Below are 1,069 nucleotides of genomic sequence, written 5' to 3'. Positions count from 1 at the left end.
CGGTGACACACCACACCGCTATCGCCGAGTACGCCAACGGCGACGACAGGTTGCCGATCGAGGCCCCCAGCACCGTGTAGACGAATGCCCGGGGCAGCGAACCGATGAGCGAGCCGATGCCCATCTGCCACAACGGAACTCCGAACGCACCGAACGCATAGGAGGCGAGTGCGTCGGAGAACCCGGGGATGAAGCGCTGTCCCACGACCGCCCACAGCCCTCGGTGTTCGATCAGTGCGTCGAGCCGGCCGGCGCGGCGGCCGACGAAGCCGGCGACGATCGCGGTGCCCACCGTGGCCCCCAGCGTCACGCAAACACCCAGAACCGGCCCGAACACCAGGCCGCTGCCCGCGGCGAGCATCGGTCCCGGCACGAACACCGCGCCGAGCACCGCCGAGACGACCACGTAGGCCAGCGGCGCGGCCGGCCCCGTCGCGGCGACCGCGTGGCGCACCTGCGCCACGTCGATGACCCGCGCGACGCTCACCAGAAAGAACAATGCCAGCACAAAGCCCGCGAACGCGACGAGCCGCGCGATGTGTCGCCGCCGGGACGGCCCCGCGGCGCCGCCCGCATCAACCATGTCGCCCATGCTGTCCGCGATTCTCACACGTCGGGGCCGCGATGCCGAAGGTTCAGGCCCGCAGTCGTTGCCGCAGTCCGGTCGCCCGCACCGCCCGGCGACCGATCGCGGCACGCACCGACGCCTGCGAGCCCACCACCCGGACCTTGGTCTTGGCGCGTGTCACCGCCGTGTAGAACAACTCCCGGGTCAGCAGCCGCGAATCCTGCGGGGGCAGCAGCACCGTCACCTCGTCGGCCTGGCTGCCCTGGCTTTTGTGGATGGTCATGGCGTGCATGGTCTCGACGTCACCGAGGCGGCCGGTGGCCAAGCTCAGGGAACCGGTCGCGCCGGCGATCACGGCACGCAGGCCGTCCGGGCCGGCCACGGTGACACCGGTGTCGCCGTTGTAGATGCGCAGGCCGTAGTCGTTGGCCGTCACCAGCAGCGGCCGTCCCGCATACCACTGCGACCAGGGCGGCTGACCCGTCTCCTCGCAGATCCAGC

Annotated in this window: 2 protein-coding genes; both read right to left on the bottom strand. The window is 71.0% G+C overall.

The annotated features are described in order from the left end of the window. Nucleotides 1-583: TVP38/TMEM64 family protein (locus AC2VOP_RS21520; RefSeq protein WP_486962851.1), on the bottom strand; the 583-nt coding region annotated here is incomplete at its 3' end. A 52-nt stretch (nt 584-635) separates the two neighbouring features. Next, a partial coding sequence (locus tag AC2VOP_RS21515; RefSeq protein WP_486962850.1) for an ATP-binding domain-containing protein occupies nt 636-1,069 on the bottom strand: 434 nt, incomplete at its 5' end.

It is taken from the genome of Mycobacterium sp. TH-M106 (assembly GCF_057473765.1).
This window is presented reverse-complemented; position numbering and strand designations above follow the sequence as displayed.